A 20665-nucleotide genomic window follows, 5' to 3' on the forward strand; every position below is an offset into this window, starting at 1 on the left:
TCGATCACTCCTCCCGTTTTCTCTTTCTCGGGTTTGCGCCGAGACTTCTTTTACTTGCGCCAACCTGACCATCCCGATCCAGGCTCCGTGATTGTGTCTGCGATTTGCGGCTTATGTCGCGTACAAGTTTGGGGCAGCGACAAGGTCAAGGTGACCTCTACGCATGAAGTCTCCCGAATAACCACTGGAGAGGTTCGTGCCAGGGACAATTTCCGCAAATGACCGTAAAATCAAAGACATATTGTGCGGGTTAGTGAATTTGGTATGCCTGTGTTGTCGATGCAGAAGCTCAATCGGTATTGCCAAGAGATTGGCATTCGTTGATTTTAAGTCAGGCACCTCGGCCGGTTGAGTCTGGTCAATCCGTTGGGAGAACCGAAGTCGTTGGCCCACAACGATTGGGTACGTGCAATTTTGCAATGATCCAACGACTTTCGGTTTCGGCGAGTTTGCCGTTAATTGCCGTCAAGGGGGGGATACTGCGCATAAAGCATGGTCCGTTTGGAGCAGGCCACTGTTATGGTATTCGCAAGTTGTTGATGTTCGGGTAACTCCCTGCGTTCCGGAAATAATCGCGGTCTACGTTTCCCGAGACTCCCGGCACTGCCCCCGAACTTGTGTACTGCCAGAAAGCCCAGCCCACGCCCGACCAGGCCTGAGGGGTTAGCGCTGTCGTTTGTGCCTCGGTCACGTAGGCAGCCAGCCACAGCGGGCAATTCAGGTTGTTGTTGGGGTTCCCGACGTTATCACGCCAGAAATAAAAGCCCGTGTAGATGATGCAAGGCCGGCCTGTGATCGCCAAGACTCGAGCGACGAAGGCCTGGGTCCAGGAGAAAACATAGGCTGGTGTTTGTCCGTCTGTCGTTTCGAGGTCGAGAACCAGTTGCAGCAGACCCGAAAAGCTTCCGCCATTGGCGTTGTAGACGACGCTCGTGAAGTAGTTGGCCTGGGCGACCGGATCGAGCCCAGGACGGGCAAAGTGGTACGCGCCTGGGATGATGCCGACTTGCTTCATCCCGGCAATATTCTGGTTGACGTACGGGTCGGTGTAGCCGGTTCCCTCGGTGGCTTTGGTGATTGCGAATGTGGTTCCGGCGCTTTGCACGGACGACCAGTTGATACCCCCCTGGTAATGCGATACGTCAATCCCGGCGAGGTGTGCCGCCTCGACCTCCGGCACCATCAGGAAACTGCCGAAGAGGATCAGTTGTGGACCCGCCAGCCAACGGAGAATTCGTTTGCTTGTGACCATTGATCTGTTTCCTCATGCTTTTGCCCCGGCGGTTTGAAATGGTTTAATCTTACACAGATCGGACATGCGGCAGTCGCTACGACGTCGCTCGGCCGTGAAGTTACCCCGGGGCAAGTGGATGTGGCCGGAGCTTGACGGCGACGGCCGAGTTTGTCACGCGTCTCCTTGCGGCGTCAAGTGTCAATTTTGGATATTTCCAAGATTTTCGCTTCTTGAACCGATCGTGTTCCACGAAAGGTGGATTTTTATTGAATCGATTCTTGTTGATTGTTTTGTGATTTGATGTGATTTTTTTTCGTTGTTTTGCTCTCGGGCTTTCCATCGAGAAGCTCAAGTAGGCGAGCCTGATCTGGCCGGCTGGAGCGATTGCCGTTCGCGCCGCATACAAACAGAGGAATCGAGGAAACCGATTGGGGATATTGCCCTGAGTTCTTTGTCTTCAGTTCCTATTGGTGGGACAGGCCAAGGCCCCTCAGAGCCTCGCCCAGAGAATGTGCCCACTGAAGATTATGAGTATTCATGTGATAAATGTTGATTTTTGTGTATTTATTTTATTTTGTGTGCCTGTTGTCAGTTCGGGAGAGACGCGAAGGCCAGAGCGGACCAAGAAGCCCCTCTTGGCACGTTCCCGATTTTTCCGTTTCCCTGTCCTGCTCGATGTCCACAAGGGCATGTGTAACGCGACGATTAGTGAGATTCGTGAGCTTTTCGGCAACGATCCCGATCGATCCGGAGGGGAAACTTGTCGGTGTCGTCCGTGCTTGATGAACTGGCAAATGAAGCTGGCGTCAATCCCTTTGTGGGACGGCAGCGGGCGTGCTTTGGGCCTGCGAGGAGGTCAAGGTGGGATCAGCCGACTTTTGTCTGTGGGTTTCTGTGTGTGGGGCTCTGGTGGTTTCTCCGACTTGCCAAAAGGAGGGAGCCGGGATGGGCGTTTCGGGTCTCGACATGGGGGCCTGCTCTGATTATTCTCGTCTCCTCAATGAGGCTTGGCCCTGATTTTGCATCGTTCTTTATCCAGATCGTCCGCGGTCCCCTGTTGTGTCAGGAGCGAGGATCCCCCATGTCGAGTCTGGAATCTCCTTCCACCCAATCGATCGAAGTGCCGGGCGCGGAGTCGGTTTCCGGTCGGGAAGCACCGCCGACCGTCCGGGTCGAATTTGCGGGGATGACCGACAAGGGGAAGGTCCGGAGTAAGAACGAGGACCATTTCATGGTCGCGCGTATGGCCAAGTCGATGACGGTCTGCGCGACCAGCCTTCCCGATGCCGAGGGGACTCGGCTCTCGGAACAGGAAGGTTACTTGATGATCGTCGCTGATGGCATGGGCGGGGCGGCGGCGGGCGAGCGCGCGAGTGCGGTGGCGGTGCAGAGCGTCGAGCGGTATGTTCTGGACACACTCAAGTGGTTCCTCCACCTTGAGGGTCGGGAAGAGCATGCCCTGTTCGCCCAACTCCGGCAGGGGCTGGAGCGCGCGGACCGGGATGTGATCGAGCGCGCTAGCGTCGATCCCAAGTTGCATGGCATGGGCACGACCATGACCATCGCCTACAGTGTGGGGAGCGACCTCTTCATCGTGCACGCAGGCGACTCACGGGCCTACCTGTTTCACGATGGCGAACTCGAGCAATTGACTAGTGACCACACCCTTGTGCAGGTCCTGGTTCAAGGGGGGGCGATTACGCCCGAGGACGCCAAGCGGCATCGCAACCGCAACATCGTGACCAACGTGGTCGGTGGGCCTCGCGAAGGGGTATTCGCCGAGATCCACAAACTGAAGGTGGCCGACGGCGACGTCCTGCTCCTCTGCTCCGACGGGCTAACCGAACCGGTCGCGGACGACGTGATCGCGGCGATCCTTGCGGGGAACGAACGTCCCGAGGAGGCCTGCGCCCGTCTGATCGAACAGGCCAACGAGCGGGGCGGCCCCGATAACGTGACCGCCGTCGTCGTCCGCTATCAGATTCGCTGAGCGGGTCAGCATCGGCCCGCTCGAGGGTCTTCGGGGTTCACTCAGGCCGCCTTGCGGAGCCGGTCCAGCTTGTGCCTGACACCGTCCCAGTGCCACTGGATCCGCTCGCGGATCAGGGACGGGGGTGCCACGCGATGCGCGAAGAACCAGCCGGCGAGGTTGGGGATGTCGGGGTGGGGGACAATCGTCACGTCGAAGCCGGCCTGTTTCAGAAAGATGTCGAGGTCTTCGTGGATGAAGCGATTGTAGCCGTCGACCTTGGCGTGTTCGGGGATCTTGTGGAAAAAGTGATCTTCGCCCGGTCCGTTGTTGTAGTTGTCGCTGAAGTTGTGATACTCACCGATGATGCTGTCGATGAGATGGATTTTTTTCGACGTGAAGAGGATCGTGTATTCCGACCCTTCGCAGTCGAGCTTCACCAGTCGCACGCGTTTACGACCGTTTCGGGTCACGTTCATGACGATCTCGTCGAACGCGACCGCATCAATGCCCGTTCCCCCTTGGGCGCCGATGACGTGACCGGCGGCGTTGTTCTGATCCTCAAGGGATGAGAAGGTCAACGTCTTGACCGGCTTGTCCGAACGCCAAACCGCCTTATTCTGGATCAAGACGCGGTCGCCGTAGGAGGAGAGGTTTCTCCGGGCGCATTCGAAATTCTTAATGAACGCCTCGAATCCGTAGACGTGTTGGGCCCCTCGCTCGAGCGCGGCATTGCAGAAGCTGCCAATGTGCGTGCCGATGTCGAGGATGATGTCGTCGGGTCGGAACGAGTCGGGCAGACGGTATTCGTTGCACACGTTGACTGCGTTGAAGACTTCTTCATCGCACGTGTCGGGCCGAAAGGTAAACGAGTGACTCATCAGACCTCCTTGTCTGTCTGAGCGACGATATCGTCCTGGGTATCATGTCGAGATAGGTCGTGCAAACTATAGAGGGTTTGCGAGATTCTAGGAAGGTCAGATTTGGTGCGACTGGTACGCTCCTGTTTTTCCCTTCAACCTGGTTTTTCGGTGGTCCGTGGCCCTGGTCTTGCCACTTTGGGTGAACCTTGGCGCGGGCATTCAGCCGATTCCCAACCGAAAGGGCTTTCCGCCAAGGTTGGCCGTCGGACGGTAAGAGTTTTGCACCGTTGATGCCTGACGCGTTGGTCGATTACCCGGCCGGTCGCTCAAGAAGGACCCCGTCTATGCCCATCTCAACCAAGGTCCGGAAAGCAGTCGGGGGCGGGCTGGTCGTGGCTCTCTTGGGTTTTGTGGTGATGCGGACCTGGGTGGTCCCCGCCTTGATCGTCCGCGCGATCCAAGGGCAAGTCGAAGGCAAGGTCACGATTCGCGACTGGTGGCTGAACGGCCGATCGGCGGGGGTCGTCGGCTTCACTGTTCACGAGCAGGCGAATGCCGACTCACAAGTCCTGGCCACGGTCGAGCGCGTGTCGACCGACCTCTCCGTTTGGCGGTTGCTCGGCGGCCGATTTTTCCCCGGCCGGATCGATTTTCATGGGGCCGAGATCACTTTCCGGGTCGACAAGGCCGGGAATTTCCTCAATTTGCCCGCGCTGAAAGCGAACGATGAGTTCCCCCGCCTGCCCGTGATTTCGGCCGATTCCACGCGGGTGGTGATTCGAGGCGAGGGGAGGACCGACGAAATGGTCGTCGCCGACGTCGTCGCCCAGCTTCAGCCCGATGCCAGCGGCCGCACCTTGGTCCTTTCCGGACGGACCGACGACCCAACCTGGGGCCGATGGACAGCGTCGGGCGTGATCGCCCCTGCGGATCTTTGCGGCGACGTCCTCTTGAAAGGGGCGCGCGTCGAGGCGGATCCGAAGACGCTGGCTCGTGTTCCGTTCATCCCGTCGGAGGTCTGGACCCACGTCGTTCCTCGCGGGCCGGTTGACGTGGAGGTTCGCCTTGACTGGACCACGGGCCGAATCCCGGAGTTCCAGGCGAAGACTGAGGTCACCTTGCTCGGTACGTCCGCTCAATTTCCCACTTTGGAACTGGCGGCTGCCAAAACCACCGGCACGTTGCGGGTCGACGGGGGGCTCGTCCAGGTTGAGCAGGTCCAGGGGCAGGCGATCGGCGGTCAGGTTCACGGCGGTGGCACCTTGGATTTTGATCGCAGTCCCCCCCAGATTAATCTCGACCTGCACCTCAAGAAGATCAAGGTCGAGGAAACGCCCAAACTCTGGCAGCTTGATAAGTCCGGGATCACCGGGCTTCTGACGGGGAAGGTCGCGCTTCACGCGGTCTTGAAGCCGTCAGGAGTCGACCTCTCGGGGTCGACCGGCGAGGCCAACGTGGAGAACGCACGCATTCAAGGGATTCCCGTCAAGGTGCTCCGCCTGGCGATGCGGGCGCAAGGGAATGACCTCGAGTACGACACCAATCCTTCGGCCGATGAAACGCGGGTGGAACGCCTCTTCCAAGGGCTGATTGCGTTGTTCTCCCCGCGTCAGCCGGTCGGTCCGAGGCTGGCCTGGAGGGCCCTCGCCGCCCAGGCACTGGTTGCGTTCCAGACGCCGACGGATTCCAAGTCGCCGGCGGCCAAGGACGAGGAACTCCCCAAGCTCGCGGTGCAATTGCCCAAGACGATCTCGACCCAGATTGAGCTGGAGGATGTTGATGTCGCCGAGTTGATCGCCAAGGCTCAGTTCCTTGCGGCCTTCCCGTTTCCGGTGCCGGTCACCGGGAAGTTGAGCCTGAAGGCCAAGGCGACGATTCCGCTCGGTCAGCTTAGCGATATCAGACAGTATGTTTTTCATGGTGATGCAACGCTGAAGGGGGCCTCGGTCTTCCATGTGGACTTCTCGCTCCTGACCGCCCGGCTCGATCTCGAGAAGGGAATTCTCGATTTGAAGGACCTGCGTGGGGTTCTGGTTGCTCGGCCTGACGGGGGCCCTGACAGTCCTCCGGCTGAGCCGCTGGTCCCCAACGTACCTGAGCAAGGGCCGTTGCCTCCCGGTGGATTTCGTGGCCAACTTCGTGCGGAGATTGCGCCACCAGGCGGGTTTTCGGCGCGGTTCGAGGGGAATCAACTCCCTTTGTGCGAACTCTCCGCGCCATTGTTTCCTCGACCGACGCCGCTGACTGGTCTCGCCTCAATGACAGTCGAGGCGACGAGCGACCTCGCCCGGGCCGGCGATCCGGCCGCCTGGACGATTTCGGGCAAGGCGGAGAGCGTCCAGATCAGATACCGAGACGCGGCCCTCGACCGGGTTGCGCTCCAGTTCCTCCTGAAGGAGGGACGCCTCGATCTTCCCGGTCTGACGGCTCAAATGGCCGGACATCCGCTGAGCGTCAAGGGGGAGCTCGATCTGAAGCCGCCGCTCGCGTATCGGGCCACGCTGAACGTCGAAGATTGGGATCTGGCGTCGATCGTCACCCTGGTGCCGAACGCCCCCCAGCCTTCGCCGGTCGGCGGCACCTTGAGTGCGCATGCCGAGGCGCGGGGGACGATGTCCCCCTGGACGCTCACCACGGACGGGAAAGGGCGGATCGCTCGGTTCCAGGCGGGGCCGGTGCCGCTCGGCGATGTCCCGTTCCGCTGGATGACCGATCGCGCTTCGGTCCTGATCTCGGATGTGGAGGCGCGTCCGTTCGGGGGCCGGATCTCGGCCGAGGCCACCATCCCCGTGACCGGTGGGGGGGCGGCCGAGGGGAGTGCCACGTTCAGTGGGATTGATACCGCTCGCCTGAGTGCCTTGATTCCCGGGCAGGGGCTCAAGCTCACGGGGAGAGCTGACGGAAGTGTGGCCTTCGTCGTTCCGGCAAATGCAAAGGGCCTTGACGCCCAGGTGCGGATTGCCTCGCCCGACCTGACCTTTCAGGGGATCCCGGCCGAGCAAGCTCGGGGCTCGATCCGCGCCCATCAGGGCATCCTGAAATATGAGGTGACCGCCGACAGCCTGGGGGGCAAGCTCAAGGTCCTGGGCGATTTTCCGCTGACGTCCACTCCACCGCCCATTCCGAGCAATGCCGCCGACGGCGAGTTCCGGTTCGTCGGATTCGCGCTGGATCAGCTCTGGAAAGCGTTCCCGATCGCCGGCAGCTTCTCACTTCTCTCCGGTCAAGGGACGGTCGACGCAAACATCCGGACTGTCCTGGCAGGCACAACGAAGGGCCTCTGGGTGCACGGGTTCCTGGAACTCAGTGACCTGATGTGGAACCGAAAAGAACCGGTCGGCCAGTTGCGCGGGGTGGTTGCGAAGTCGCCGACCGTCTGGCGGGTCGACCCACTGAACGGCGAGTTGTTGGGAGGGTCGGCCAGCGGTGTGCTCTGGGGAACGACGCCGACTCAAGGAAACTCTGAGACCGGCTTCAACCTCCGAATGGATCGGGTCGCACTTAAACGGATGCTGGTTTTCGCCCCGTCGCTGGCGACGAATCTTTCCGGGTTGGGGACGCTGCAAGTTTCGGGAAGACTGGACCAGGACCTTCGCGCCGATGTCGGTCTCACCGTCGATCAGGCTCAAATCGCCGGGCTGCCGATCAATGAGCTGCGGGCTCCCGCCGTGTTGGTGTTCAGTCCGTCGACCGGAGCGGGCCACATCCAACTGCGCCAGTCCTCTGCGCGATTCGCGGGGGGGCGGGTTCGCGGCGACGCCTCGTTCCGGCTCGGTGGCGATCGCTCGTTTCAGGGGCAGGTCGAGCTCCAGGCGATCGATCTTTATATGCTTAATCGGCTTGGATCCGACTCGAGCCGACTTGCCTCAGGCCGGATTTCAGGTCGGATTTCCTTGTCCGGCACCGACCTGAATCGGCCTGAACGCTACCGAGGGAAGGTGAATCTCGACCTGGACGACGCCGCCCTCTTCTCGATTCCGGTCTTCCGAGAGGTGGGGAAATTCCTCGGCTCAGAGCGTGGCGGCCTGTTCGACGACGGCGACCTGGTCGGCACGATCGCCAACCGACAACTGATCATCGAGTCGTTCACCCTCGAGGGGCGGCTCGTTCAGTTGCATGCCACGGGGACGGTCGGTTTCGATACCCAGTTGAATCTGGAAGTCCTGGTCAACACCAACCGGATCATCCCCGAAACGGGCCTGGCCCTCGTCTCCCTGATCCCCGGCCTGAACGATCTGCTGGGGCGGAGCGAACAGGCTCTTGCTCGGATCGGGACCTATTTATCGAACCGGCTGGTGAAGCTCCGCGTGACCGGAACGCTCAAGAATCCGATCGTCGCCATCGACGCGTCGATCCTTGTGGCCAAGACCGCGGCCACCTTCTTCGCGGGGGCGCTCAAGCTGCCGCTCGGGTTTCTGCGATGATCGATCGCTCGCCCCGCTTGCTCAGTCATTTCACCAGACGGCCCTGATTGGGGGCTTTGGGATGCCCTTTGGCGTTCGTTTTGACGTGCCCTTTCGTGGGGAAATCTTGGAGCGGTCCGGGGCCTCGGTCTTGCAGGGTCCGAGGGACCTGGACGGCGATTTGCTTGGCCGCCCAGCCGTCAATGTCACGCGCTGCGACGTTGATATAATAGCGCCGGCCTGCGATGAATTGCTCGGCCCGCCTCGCCTGGAGGTGGAAGGTTACGGAGAAGGTGTACTTGCCACCCCCCTGGCTTTCGAGCTGGATCGGCCCGGAGGGCTCATCGCGGCGGTACTCATCGGTCACCTGGAAGGTCGCCCTCTTGGGGCCGCCGAGTTCCTGGAAGACCTGCTTGTTGTTGACGACCGAGAACTCGCGCAGGGTGCCGGTGACGGTCACCGGTACATAGCGGTCGTTCGGCGGCCAGAGCGTCGAAGGGACGACTGTGGCGTCGACGCTGAAGTACTGAAGAACGCGGTCCTCCAGCGGCGTCAGCTCGGGCGCGGCACGACGCCGCTTCGACTTCGCTTGTGGAGATCGGCATCCTTGAGGCAACAGGCGGGAGACGACGCGAGACGTCGCCTCCAGGCAATGTCGCAGAGTGGGGTGCATCCTTGCCCCTCGTCTGAAGGCTCATCCGATCCATTCGACGCCGTTCCCACGACCTTCCCTCGCGCGAAATCCATTTCGATCGAGGGAGTGGGAATAAAAGACGGCACCGATTGAGGTCAACGGCGTTTGACCGCCGGGTCTGCCGGAACGTTGTCGACCATCGTTGGTCGACCCGTGAAGGCCCCGGCACGTCGAGTCTGGATCACCACGTCGCGGAACCGTTCCCGAGTTTCCGCCTGAATCTGATTCTGCTTCATCGTGACCTGGCACGCCCAGTTGGGATACATCCCGACCAGCCGTCCCATCAGCGAGACGAACCAACCCGCCTCGCGGACCTGGTCTTCGAGCAGCTTCTCGATCAGAGGGCGAATCGTTCGGGCGACCGCTTTCCAGCCTTTGGAATCGACCTTGACGTAAGCTTCGACGTCGTGCTGGACCCAGTGCTCGCCGTTGACTTCGCGATAATAGCCCGAGTGCACGATCAGCACAATCCGAGCCTGAAGGTGGGCGGCGCCCCGAGGACTCGTGTAGTCGAGGTTACACAGGAGCACATGCAGCTTGGGAGAGCGGTGGACGAACTCCCAGGACGCTTTCGCCCCGTTGCCGTCGTTCCCTTGGTATTGATTCGGGCCAATCTGCTGAAGCTGAACCGGTGAAGTGCTCAGGTCCTGCCAAAGGGCCAGGGTCAGCGCAGGCTCGTTTAGGAGGCTCAGGTAGATCCGCGGGTTGCACGGAAACGTTTCGGGCGCGCCCTTGCGATGGAACGTATGATCGCGGATGACCTCCGCCACGTTCTCACGGTACTCGGGCGCGATCTGGTCGATCGGGACAACTTGCGCGGGATCCGGCTTCGCGGTGCCGGCCAAGGCGGGGGACCCATTCCAGTTCCCGGCCAGCAGCGCCGCCAGCGCGATCATCCAGGTCGCCAGCCCTCGGCGATCCACGGGGGAATTCATGGCAACTCCGTTGAGGCAAAAGCCGCGGAACGCCAGGGGAGCTGTCGGGGTCTCCTCCCCCGTAGCCCTCGCGTTCACCTTGCTTATTAATCGGTCGAATCGGCCTGATTCCTGATCGAGCCTCCCCGATTGCGGCAATTTTTGGGGTTGTTGGGAAATAAGGGGTTTTAGGTAGCCTGATTGTCCTGCCTGCAAGGCTTGAGTAAATGATCTTGCCGGATCTCGGAATCGCACTATGATGCCGCTCCAATGGATTGGGAGGATTACGGTCTTTGCACGGAGGCAACCATGCCAGAGCGACGGCAAACGGGTGTTTGGATTGCGGGCGTTCTGAGCTTGGGGGTTGTGGCTGGGTTGGCGATCGGGGGATACCGAATGATGGGGAGTCGCAAACCGGCGGCTCGACCGGTCGCGGCGAAGCTCGATGCGAACACCCCACTGTCCGTGCTGACTCCGGCGTTGCGGGACGGCGATGCGAAGGCATTGACCGCCCTCTACGAGCAGGTGTCGGCGACCAACAAGCCGGGGGTCAGCGAGGACGAGACGGCGCAGTGGCTCGAAACGCTGGCGGCGGTGCGGACGGGCTATCGGAAGTATGGGGCCTATGGACGGGCCACGGCTCTGAACGTGGCCACGAAGGTCCTCAATCGGTTCTCGGTCTCGGCGGAGGGAGCCCCGGCCTCATGGCCCAAGATTCTGACGCCGGTCCATGACATTCTGGCCTCGGGCATGGCCGACCCCGACCTCGACGTTCGGGTCTCGACCCTGACCGAGGTGAGCCGACTCTGGGGCTGGCTGCCCGGTCGAGCGCCCACGCCCGCCGAAGAGGATCTTCTGGCTGACTGGAAGCTGGGCCTGCACACCCCCGTGGTTCGCTCCCTGGCAGACCGTTCGCCCAAGGTTCGGTTGGCTGCGGTCGCCTGCCTGGGCACCGTGCCGATCAATTCGGCGGCCGCGCCTGCGATCCCTTATCTGGAAGACATGAGCCCAGGAGCTGGCGAGGTGCGCCGCCAGGTGATGATCTCGTTCGCCGGCCGTCGTGCCCTTCTCACCGAGGAAGCGCTCCTGAAGCGGCTGTACGACCCCGAGGCGGGCGTTCCCGAGACGGCCGAAGCGATTCTCAAGACGCGCGGCCTGACGGCTGAGCAGATCAGCCTCGGCAAAATGGTTTACCATCCCAAGCCGGCTCTGCGGGCCTCGGTGATCCCCTTGCTTCGCGACCGGACCGACATCGACCCGGTTGTCTGGTTCCTCCTGTTGACCCGAGACAGCGAACCGTCGGTCCGCGCCAGCGCTGTTGAAGCCCTGGCCGGTCGGCTCTCCCCGGAAGTCCGCGAGCGGCTTGCCGAGATGGCCTCTTCCGACCAGTCGCCTCAGGTTCGCCAGGCCGCCAGCAAGATCGTCCCCCCGGCCGCCGAGAAGACCGTCGCTCTCCCCCCCCTGCCCGGCTCGCCGAGCCTGGCTCCCAAGGCGAATTGATCAGCACACTCGCCTGACAGAAGACGAACCGACAATCACGGACGGCGGCGGCCCGATCGAGCATCGGGCCGCCGCTGTTCGCTTTTTTTCCTCGCGCTCGGCAGTTGGTGCACGAATTTGGATAAGGAACGCTGTCTGAAAAGGAAGTTTACGACCTGAACTGGTCGTTCGGTTGTCCTGGCGGCCTTGATCGACCTCCGTCGAATTCCGATGCGCGCACCAACTGCCGAGCGCTTACCCAATTTTTAACCACGAATGACACAAATGACACGAATAAAAACAAAGAGATTCAATCATTTTTATTTTTTTCTTCATTCGTGTCATCTGTGTCATTCGTGGTTAAATTCTCCTTTTTTCCCTATCGCTCGGCATCTGGTACGCGAATCTGAGTAAGGAAGTTTACGACCTGAACTGGTCGTTCGGTTGTCCTGGCGGCCTTGATCGACCTCCGTCGAATTCCGATACACGCACCAACTGCCGAGCGCTTACCTTTTTTTTGATAGGCTTCGTTTGCCGAGGCGGGATCGCTCTAGGGTCAAGATGAGGCATGGAGATGTTTCGTTGCGTTGGCCCGGCTCACTCGCTTCGAGGAAGACTGGGAGTCTATGCATTCCATTTGTCTGGATGGTAGAAGATCAGAGGCGAGCGGGAGCTGATCGCTTGCTGTCTTCCGGTTTACTCGCATGCGAACTCCCAAAAGAGAGGGAGCGATCCGCTCCCCGCTCGCCTTTCAGGTGAGCGAAACTTTTGAGGGGAGGCTGAGCTTCCTACGTCTTCTGGTCCACGCCTGGGAGAAGTCCGATCCCCCGGACGGGGAGCTCTTACGCTCCCCACTCGCCTTTCAGACGAGCGAAAGCTCTGCTCAAGCCAGTTTTTTGAAGGGTGGTTTGGGGGCGGGCAAGCAGCTTGGCCGGAAATTCCCGTCTCCGACAGTACGCTGCATGGCAGAGGTCAGTGCCCCAGGAGCACGCCCGCCGAGTCGTCGGAGGAGGAGTATTGTTCGGCACGGGCCTGGTCTTCGGGCAGATGACGCGAGCCGAAGTAGAAGAAGAGGCTGCCGAAGATCATGACCGGCACCACGGAGAGCATCCCTACGATCAGGTTGCTCTCGCGGACCGGTTTCGCGCCCAGGCTTGCGAGCATCTCGCCGATCGCCGAAGAGGCGATGCTTGGATCACCGAAGAGGTCGGAAATCGTGCCGATCAGGATCGGGGAGCTGATGTCGCCTAGGAGGTGAATCAGGAAAATGCTCAGTGCATAGCCGGCGGCCCGCTGATTCGAGGGGACGACGTTGGCGGTGACGGCGTTGCACGGGCCGAGCACCGAGGCCAACATCACCATGGCCACGAACAGCAAGCCGAGCGAAGTGACCAGGTCGGGATCGAGGATCCCCAGCAGGGCGAACGGGATCGCGATCAGGACGGCAAGGCAGGCCATCAGGAGGTAGGCGCGACGGGTGAACTTGAACAGGAAGTCGGCAAACCAGGTCCCGCAGGCGATCCCGAGCAGGCCGGCCACGGCGGTTAGCCCGCCGATCCAGAGCCCGGCGGACTTGGCGGACATCCCTCGAACCGACTGGTAGAACGTCGAACCCCAGGCGGCGTAGCCCCCGCTCGCAAACGTGACGGCCGCCATTCCGGCCGTATTCCAGAGGAAAGTCCGGTTCCGGAACAGGGCAAGATAGTCACGGATGGTCGGCCGGTCGGCCTTCCCGGCGTGTGTCTTCCCTTCCGAAGCTCCCCGCCCGGGATCCTGAATCACCAGGCCGAGCAGCGCCACGAGCAAGCCAGGCAAGCCGACGACCCAGAACGCCGCCCGCCAGTGCCAGGCATCGGCCACCCAGCCGCCAATCCCATAGCCGAGCGCGCCGCCGAGCGGCAAGGCCAGGAAGTACAAGCCCATCACTCGACCCCGCTGCTTCGGCGGGAACAGGTCGGCCAGCAACGCGGGGGCAATGACGCCGTAGGTCGCCTCGCCGATACCGAGGAGTGATCGCCACAAGAACATCTGCTGGTATGTTTGCGAAAATGCGGTTCCGACCGTCGCCACGCTCCAGAGGCCGACACCGAGTGCCAGCATCACCCGGCGGCTATAGCGGTCGCCGAACCAGCCGACCAGCGGGGAGGCGATCGTATAGACGATCATGAACGACGAGTTGAGCAGTCCGAGCCGGAAGTCATTGATCTGCAACGCGTCTTTGATGTGCGTGCCGACCGCGAAGAACGAGTAGCGGTCGATGTAGTTCAGCAGGTTCATGCTGAACAGCACCCAGAGGGCGAATCGCGCTCCCGTCAACGTCGGAACGATGCCGGATTCTTGATCGGAAGCCACCGCCGGGCCGGACGTGGGAGACTGCATGATGACGCGGGGGCCTCTCAAGGGACGGGCTCAAGGGTGACACGTTGGTTATACCCGCACCGACGTCGAGTGGCGAGACCGGATGATCCCGGAGCCCGGGCGGGTTCCTGAGCGAAGCGTCTTCGGGGAGGGAGGGAACTTCCCTTCCCTTTAATTGAGGCAAAGCTCCGCCGTTCCCCGGTGTCCGGAGTCGTCTGAGCAGGAACGGCCGCCGGCTCTCCGACCGTTTGCCGAAGCCAACTCGATCGCGATGGGGGTGGCTGGTCGACAAGGAATTGAGCGTCGAGCGGGAGGCTCGATTATTCACGGTCGCGGGCGGATGCCGCGCGTCCCTGGGCTTCGGCCTCAATGAAGACGAGTAACTCGGTGCCGGTCGGAACGGTGCCCGGAATCCGGAGGTTGAACAAGCCGCTCTTGGATTGCAGGATGCCCGGCTGGATCCCCGCCGAGATCAGCAAGGTTTGTTTCAGGGGCCAGCTCTTGACCGTCTGATTCAGCCGCGATTCGGTCACCTCGGGGACATCGATGGTGAGCTCGCTCGGTCCGACCTCGCGTGGGGCGATGACCCGGGTGCGGTGGAAGTTCTTGACCGTGTTGGCCGTCAGCTCGATGGCCGCGTCGAGCGAGTCCCCTTCGTAGGTGAGCAGCGGGCTGAGCTTGAGCGTGACCCCTTCCTCGAGCTGCTCGGTGCGCGGCTGGTAGCCGAGTCCCGCCGCGCTCTCGCGTTGGAGTCCACCCGTGTAGCCACGCGACTCGGAGGTCTTGATCACGAGGGTCTGGCCGTTGACCATTTCGACATTGCGATCCGTGAGGAGCTTGAACCCCTGGTGGATCTGCATCTGGGCCAAGGCGAAAGCGGAGTCCTCTGTCTTCAAGGTCCAGACCTGCTGGCCTTGCGGGCCGCTGCCGACGGGGGTCAGCCGGGAGTAGACCGCATACCGCCAGCGGCTGTCGACGGCCGCGACGAAGCGGACCCGGATCGAGAGGATGTCATGCTCGGCATTGGTGAACCGCTCGACGACCTCGTCAACCTTCTTGAGGACGTTAGCATTGTTATAGGCGCGAACCTGGGTTCGGCTGGCGCTCAGGACGGCGATCTTGTCGCCGTGCCATTCCGCCTGGGTCGTCCGGCGGAAGATCCACTCGATGATGGCATTTTGCGGGTTATTTTGATTGGTCGCCAGGCTGGTGTAGTGGGAGATATCGTAATTCCGCCACTGCTGGCCCGGTTCGGCGGGCAGGTTGGGAGGAACTTCCTCCTCCGCTGCCTCCGAATCGGTGTCGACGGGATCGTCGGTGCGCGGCCGTCGCGTCGCTGGTGCCAGGGCCGTGCCGCGGCCTTTGGTCGAAGCGGGCGAGGCGCGTCGCTTGTTGGATTGCGCAAGTAGGCCCCGGGGGACGAGGCCTCCCAGAAGCGTCAGGAACATGGCCGAGCGGCGGTCCATGCCAGTGGCCTCCTTGCCGGGCTGGCGTCGGGGCAAGTTCAAGTTCAGTGGAATCGGTTCGAGCGACGTCGATCGAGCGGATGGAACGCCAAAAAAAAATGGCGCATACCATCCTTGGAGTTGACCGGTTGCGCAGGTCAGGGGACCGGGCGATGACGGAACTTAGCAAAGGATGGATTTGGGCTCAAGAGCAATCGGCCGCTTGCCGACACGGTGTCAGAAGAGGACGGTGGCCAGCTTCCGCTGGTAGTCGCCCACGATCTCCGCGTCGCCCAGGAGCCGGAAAATCGCGAGCATGGTTTTGCGGGCCGACTCGCCGACTCCCTTACGGTCGCGTTCGACGAGTTCGAGGCAGAGGTCGAGGGCCGCTTCATACTGGCCGGCGGCGGCCAAGGCTTCCGCCAGCGCAAGCTTGAGAGGCAGGTCGTTCGGGCTGGCCTCCACCGCGGCGCGGGCCGCCTCGACCCCGCCCGTCGCCTGGCCTTGACCGCGCAGGGTGAGCTCGGCCTTCACTTTCTCGGCCTCCGGCTCGAGGAAGCCCCTGCGCTCGAGGTCGGTAATCAGGGCCCGCCCCTCCTCCAGCCGGTCTTGAGCGAGCAAGGTCCGGGCCAGCCCGATCTTGATCGCCGGCTCGTTCGGGAGCAACTCGAGGGCGCTTCGATACTTGGCCTCAGCGGCCTGGCTGTCGGTTGCCTCCAGCCCTTTCGCCTCTTTGATCGCCGTTTCCGCCGGTGTCGGCATCAGGCGATCAAGGAATGCTCGGATCGCGGACTCGGACAAGACTCCCACGAATGAGTCTCGCACCCGGCCATCGACCAGGCCGAAGACCGCGGGGATCGAGCGGACACCGAAGGCGGAGGCAAGCTGGGCCACTTCCTCGGTGTTTGCTTTCACCAGGAGGAACTTCCCGTCGTACTCTTCTGCCAGGCGCTCGAGGATCGGTCCGAGGGTGCGGCAAGGGGCGCACCACTCGGCCCAGAAGTCGATCACCACCGGCAGTTCCGAGGAACGCTCGATTACGTCCTTCTCGAAGGTCTCAGAAGTGGTATCGATGACGTAAGGCGTGTTTGTGCTCATAAATCCCAGTCTACCAAGTCGGGTACGCGGGAAATAAGATCGAAGCGGACTTGGACTCCGCCAAGAATTATGAGATCAAGACAGCGGCGTCAATCACCCAACCTCAGCAGGGAGGATTCCGATGCGCAGGTTCTTGATCTGCGGAGTTCTGTGGTGGGTGGCCTCCGGCCTGATCGCCACGGCCCAGGATCCATCGGCCCCATTGTCGTCTCGTCAGGAGATGCCGAGCAACCTGGGTTTGGATGAGCTTCTGGCCCGTTGGGAAAAACGTGGCGTAAGCGACAATCTGGATGTCAAATTCTCTTGGATCGACCGGTCCTCGGGGTGGGATGATAAGACGTATGAAGGGAGATTTCTGCGGAAATCACCTGACTGTTGGTCCCTTGAGCTCGAGAAAGTCACAGGTCAAACCAAGGTTCCATTCGTGAGAATGGTCCGGAACGGAGAGCGGGCCTATCAGTACCGCTTTGAGGCGAAGCAGGTCTATGTGCTGCCCTTGGGTAATTGGAGAGATGTGAAGGACCTTGGCTCCGCGTTCCGGTCATTGCTCCTGGCGCCGGCCTTGAATCCCTTGAGTAATCTGGGGGAGGAAAGCCGCCTCCCATTCCTGTTCGACATGCACGTGGCGGAAGCGAAAGCCGCATTCACCATCGAGCTCGTAAAGGAAACGGCGGCTGAGGCCATAATCAGGTTCACCCCGTTGACCCCGATCGGGAAGACCGTGTTTGCTCATGCCTTTATGCAGCTTGACAAGAGTCAGTACCTTCCTCGCTCCGTTGTCCTGATCGTGCCGGGAGGCAAAGAGTCCAAGCACTACCGGTTCACGGCTTTCACCCGCGACGTTCACTTGGAGGACGAGACCTTTGAGTTCAAGTCCTTGCCGGGATGGACGACAATCGGGACTGACGAACCCAACGGATCGTAGCGGTCATCAATGTGCGAGAAACCAAGGCGAACCCAGGTTTGCCACCCAGGAGCGGAGATGGGCTACAAGGCAATCGTCATTCTCATGGTGAGCGTTAGCGTCGGTGTCAGCGTCGGAGCAACTCGGGCGCAAGGAGCCGAGCCGACCGAGGCGCTGACAATTCGGCTGGTGCATCCCGACCGACAGCTCGAGCGGCTGATCGCCCTGTTCAAGGGGGCGCGAGCCCCTCACCCGGCCGCGGCGCTGGCGGCCTGGAAGCGTGCGACGCGCGATCTTCAAGGATTTGCCAAGGCGAGCGAGGCCGCGATCGCCGCGCTCAATCCGGGGATGATCCGCGAGCTGCGCAACTTTGACGGCGGGCAGATTGGCCTGGGCCTCGATCCGGAGAATGGAAACCTCCGGTGGTACGTGGTTGCGCCCCGAGACGACGGCGCCCTTTCGGCTCTGACCACCGCGATGGCCCTGACCGACGGCGGTCCCGATACTCCTTATCTTGATATGCAGGTCGACCGCCTTGGTCGGCTGGGCGCCCCCCTGTCCCTCCGGATTCCGGGTAAGCTGGCGCTCGCCGGCTCGCGTGATGATCTCCCGTCGGCCCTGGACGCGGCTGGTGCCCTCAAGAATCTCGAACTCTCCGAGAACGCTTCCGGCTGGATCGTCAAGTTTAACCCCGAGGCGCTTCCGTTGGCGGGTTCGGCCACCGGTCGGCGGCTCGTCGAAGCGGTCCGGGCGAGTGGTTGGCGAAGCCTCGAAGGCAGAGCCGGGATTGAGGGGGAGACGGTTGAAGTCGCGATGACGGGAGAACTCAAGACCACGCTCGGTGGCCCCATCATCGAGCCCACCTGGCTCGATTGGATTCCGGCCTCGGAGGTGATTGCGGCCGGTGCTTTCTCCATCGACGCGAGTCCGCAGGCCTGGGATGCGCGGTTCGCCTGGGCCGATCGCGTGGAACGCGCTGCCCCGGGGAATGACTCGCTCGCCCCGTTGCGGACGCGGCTGACCTTGCTGTCTCTTGGCACGGGAGTCCAGCCCGAGGTCGACCTCTTTCCCCAGGTTCGCGGCCTCACGGCCTTTGCCACGTCGAATCAGAAAGGGGAGATCGCCGCGATTGTGGCGGCCTTGCACGTCGCCGACGCTCAGGTCGCCGAGCGGCTTGCCACGCGCTTTGTTCCTCGCCTGGCGTCGGCCTTTGGGCAAGCGAAGCTCGAGCCGAGGGCGGAGGGGGGCCTGATTTTGGGCGAGGTCTGGAATCAGCCGATTGTGATGGTTCAACGCGGCTCGACCCTCTTGTTCGGGTGGGGCGAGTCCCCGCTTGCGGCCAGCCTCTCGGCCAAGGACGATCCTACGCGATCGGCCGGCGCCACGGTCCGCGCTTTCTGGGGTTCCCTCCCCTCGCATCGCCTGGGAGCCGTCTGGCCTGGCCAGCTTGGCAACCCGCTCCTGGCTGATGCTCCGCCGGTCGCCTGGGTCGGCCGGAACGAAACCAAGGTCACGCAGGATGTCGTTCGCTGGACCGGGCTTCGAGGGGTCGTTCAGCGATTCCTCGAACGCGTGCCGCTCGAGTCCTTCATCAACCGCTAGAATCTCGCTTGTTAGGCCGCTTTGAACCGGGAAACAAGGGAAATCCGGGCGCCACGGGTTCCGCAGATCGGGAAAGACGATGAAATCGAAGACTCCACCTCGCCTGATCGACCTCCACACCGACTGGATTCTGCAGTACGCGCAGGAGACGTCCGTCTTCGACCCGGCGCTCTACCCCGGTGTGCTCGGCCGCCTGGGGCAATCGGAAGGTTATTTGCAAGGGACCTGGGTCGCGATCCTCTCCTGCTATCGAAGGGTCGACGATTGGGCGAGTCAGGCCGATCCCTGGGCGGCTCTCGGCGAGTTGCTCGCACGGATCGAGGCGGAATTCCCGGGCCGGTTGCTGATCGGCCCCGAGGACCTGACGCGCTGCCTTGATGATCCGGAGGGCCTCTGCTGGGGGCTGATCGGCATTGAGGGGTTCGATGCTCTCGTGCGTGGCCCGGAGGATCTCGACCGCTTGCCTCGCTTGTTTGAACGTGGAGTCCGGCTCTTCCAGCCGGTCTACACGGCGACCAGCGTGCTGGCGGGGTCGTCGGCCCCTGGCGACGATCGCGGACTGACCGACCTGGGGCGACGTTTCTTGCAGACGCTGGCCGACCTGGGAGCCGAGTCCGGCGGTCCGCACCCGGTCTTCGACCTGGCCCATCTCAACCCCAAGGCCGCCTCCGAGGCCCTCGCCTGGTTCGAAGCCGAGCCGGAACGAGCCGCACGGGTGATCCCCGTTTACAGCCACGGGACGCTGTGGCATGAGGCTTATGACAGCCCCAGGGCCATCACCCTCGACAATCTGACCCGGCTCCGCGCCTTGGGCGGCGTGGTCGGGATCAGCGTCAGTCCTCCCTTCTTCACCACGGCCGACCAGATCAAACGGGCGATCGAGACCACGGCGTCGATCCCGTTCCTGGGCCGGCCGGGAGTCGAGGGGATCGCCATCGGCACCGACTTCCTTGGCGTGGACCAGACCCTCCCCGGGCTGGGCACCGTCGGCGAGGTCGTCACCTGGCTCGCCGCGTCGTTCGACGTGGACACCGCCACCGCGCTGATCCAGGGGAACGCCTGGGCGCTGCTGACCCGCGTCGTGAACCCTCCGCCACGGGACTGAGCCGGCGACCTGCTCGAGGGAGTCCCTGCCTAAATGGCAGCCGAGCGGGGCCAAGGTGTCTCGATCGGCAGACCAGGCGGCGTGCGGTATCTGAGGTCGGACACCTTAACTTGTTGGTCACCAATGAGTTGAGAGTCGATTTTTTTGAAGGCACGTCTCTTGCATACTCCCGGGCATGTCATCTAGCGCCTGCATTCGCCTGGATCGCCAGGCGGATGCATCGGTTGCGTAGGGTTCTCGGGGTTGCCCGAGGCTTAGGTTGCACTGCAAGGAGACCGGACCGATGAATCTCAAGCCGTTGGGCGATCGCGTGGTGGTCGAGCGAGAAGAAGCGAAGGGGACGACCGCCGGGGGGATCGTGCTGCCCGACACTGCCAAGGACAAGCCGCAGAAGGGGAAGGTCCTCGCCGTGGGAGAGGGGCGGATTACCAAGGACGGCAAGCGCCGCGAGCTGCAGGTTAAGGTCGGCGATCAGGTTTTGTTCACGTCCTATGCGGGGGACGAGTTCAAGATTGAAGGGGACCAGAAGGTTCTCCTGATGCGTGAAGACGACATCCTGGCGGTCATTGACTGACGGACCGCGGAAGCACCTACCTC

14 protein-coding genes are annotated in these 20665 nt (G+C 62.1%); 7 read left to right on the forward strand and 7 right to left on the reverse strand.

All coding sequences use genetic code 11. From position 1 onward, the window contains the following. Window positions 1-517: 517 nt before the first annotated feature. On the reverse strand, window positions 518-1252 hold the full coding sequence (locus tag SINAC_RS05030) for a glycoside hydrolase family 25 protein (RefSeq protein ID WP_015244604.1): 735 nt from the start codon (window positions 1250-1252) through the stop codon (window positions 518-520). Between the two features lie 1063 nt (window positions 1253-2315). Here SINAC_RS05030 and SINAC_RS05035 point away from each other — a divergent pair. Next, a complete protein-coding gene (locus SINAC_RS05035) occupies window positions 2316-3224 on the forward strand; it encodes a PP2C family protein-serine/threonine phosphatase (protein WP_015244605.1) in 909 nt (302 codons plus the stop codon). 41 nt (window positions 3225-3265) lie between these two features. On the opposite strand, the gene SINAC_RS05040 is transcribed toward SINAC_RS05035, so the two are convergent. Then, complete coding sequence (locus SINAC_RS05040) at window positions 3266-4084, reverse strand: FkbM family methyltransferase (protein ID WP_015244606.1); 819 nt, start codon at window positions 4082-4084, stop codon at window positions 3266-3268. 326 nt (window positions 4085-4410) lie between these two features. Between SINAC_RS05040 and SINAC_RS05045 the strand changes: the two genes are divergently transcribed. Continuing rightward, a complete protein-coding gene (locus tag SINAC_RS05045) occupies window positions 4411-8490 on the forward strand; it encodes an AsmA-like C-terminal region-containing protein (protein ID WP_015244607.1) in 4080 nt (1359 codons plus the stop codon). A 25-nt stretch (window positions 8491-8515) separates the two neighbouring features. On the opposite strand, the gene SINAC_RS05050 is transcribed toward SINAC_RS05045, so the two are convergent. Continuing rightward, window positions 8516-9142 carry a hypothetical protein gene (locus SINAC_RS05050; RefSeq protein WP_015244608.1) on the reverse strand — a complete coding sequence of 209 codons (627 nt, stop codon included), beginning with the start codon at window positions 9140-9142 and terminating at the stop codon, window positions 8516-8518. Between the two features lie 116 nt (window positions 9143-9258). Beyond that, the gene (locus tag SINAC_RS05055) at window positions 9259-10098 is read right to left on the reverse strand and encodes a hypothetical protein (RefSeq protein WP_015244609.1); all 840 of its coding nucleotides are present in this window, start codon (window positions 10096-10098) and stop codon (window positions 9259-9261) included. Between the two features lie 288 nt (window positions 10099-10386). Here SINAC_RS05055 and SINAC_RS05060 point away from each other — a divergent pair, with 288 nt between their 5' ends. Next, a complete protein-coding gene (locus SINAC_RS05060) occupies window positions 10387-11577 on the forward strand; it encodes a HEAT repeat domain-containing protein (protein WP_015244610.1) in 1191 nt (396 codons plus the stop codon). Window positions 11578-12528: 951 nt separating this feature from the next. Here SINAC_RS05060 and SINAC_RS05065 read toward each other — a convergent pair. The 3 genes from SINAC_RS05065 to SINAC_RS05075 all read right to left on the reverse strand — a co-directional run bounded on the left by SINAC_RS05065 (window position 12529) and on the right by SINAC_RS05075 (window position 16457). Further along, the gene (locus SINAC_RS05065) at window positions 12529-13935 is read right to left on the reverse strand and encodes a spinster family MFS transporter (protein WP_015244611.1); all 1407 of its coding nucleotides are present in this window, start codon (window positions 13933-13935) and stop codon (window positions 12529-12531) included. A 299-nt stretch (window positions 13936-14234) separates the two neighbouring features. Further along, window positions 14235-15380 carry a hypothetical protein gene (locus SINAC_RS05070; protein WP_015244612.1) on the reverse strand — a complete coding sequence of 382 codons (1146 nt, stop codon included), beginning with the start codon at window positions 15378-15380 and terminating at the stop codon, window positions 14235-14237. Window positions 15381-15596: 216 nt separating this feature from the next. Further along, window positions 15597-16457 (reverse strand): tetratricopeptide repeat protein, encoded by an 861-nt coding sequence (locus SINAC_RS05075; RefSeq protein ID WP_015244613.1) that lies wholly within the window; start codon window positions 16455-16457, stop codon window positions 15597-15599. A gap of 121 nt (window positions 16458-16578) precedes the next feature. On the opposite strand from SINAC_RS05075, the gene SINAC_RS05080 reads away from it, so the two are divergent. From SINAC_RS05080 to groES, 4 genes are all read left to right on the forward strand, one after another. Continuing rightward, the gene (locus tag SINAC_RS05080) at window positions 16579-17382 is read left to right on the forward strand and encodes a LolA family protein (RefSeq protein ID WP_015244614.1); all 804 of its coding nucleotides are present in this window, start codon (window positions 16579-16581) and stop codon (window positions 17380-17382) included. A gap of 57 nt (window positions 17383-17439) precedes the next feature. Further along, entirely contained in the window at window positions 17440-18963 is a 1524-nt protein-coding gene (locus tag SINAC_RS05085; RefSeq protein ID WP_015244615.1) for a hypothetical protein, read from the forward strand. A 79-nt stretch (window positions 18964-19042) separates the two neighbouring features. Next, window positions 19043-20068, forward strand: a complete 1026-nt coding sequence (locus tag SINAC_RS05090) for a membrane dipeptidase (RefSeq protein WP_015244616.1) — start codon at window positions 19043-19045, stop codon at window positions 20066-20068. 283 nt (window positions 20069-20351) lie between these two features. Then, the gene (gene groES / locus SINAC_RS05095; RefSeq protein ID WP_015244617.1) at window positions 20352-20642 is read left to right on the forward strand and encodes a co-chaperone GroES; all 291 of its coding nucleotides are present in this window, start codon (window positions 20352-20354) and stop codon (window positions 20640-20642) included. Window positions 20643-20665 lie beyond the last annotated feature (23 nt).

Origin of the sequence: Singulisphaera acidiphila DSM 18658 (assembly GCF_000242455.2) — a bacterium.
In the GTDB taxonomy this organism is placed as follows: Bacteria; Planctomycetota; Planctomycetia; order Isosphaerales; family Isosphaeraceae; genus Singulisphaera; species Singulisphaera acidiphila.